Source organism: Tritonibacter sp. SIMBA_163, from assembly GCF_046535935.1.
GTDB lineage: Bacteria > Pseudomonadota > Alphaproteobacteria > Rhodobacterales > Rhodobacteraceae > Epibacterium > Epibacterium scottomollicae.
On the sequence record NZ_JAWJBP010000984.1, the window covers coordinates 1 to 249 of the forward strand.

The 249-nt window shown below is 41.8% G+C and carries 1 protein-coding gene; it reads right to left on the minus strand.

The annotated features are described in order from the left end of the window. Positions 1-249 (minus strand): DUF3199 family protein (locus R0J92_RS25280; RefSeq protein ID WP_411053713.1); only part of this gene is annotated, 249 nt, incomplete at both ends.

Consider the following 249-nt stretch of genomic DNA (forward strand, 5'->3'; position numbering starts at 1 on the left):
GGCATATACATAGGGCCTGCCTTTGACTTGTTCAGCTGCCTTCGCATATGAATAATCGCCCATTTTTTCTGACGTAAAGCCTTTCATCATAGATTCATCATCATTCAGCATGGCAAAGTATTGGGCCATTTTTAATAATGCGATCCTTGCTTTTTCAGGGAGGGGCTGATATTTTTCGTTTGTGAAATCGTGACCTACGATCTGAAATACTGCAGCTTCTGCTTCGATAATATCTGCTGTCAGTCTCTC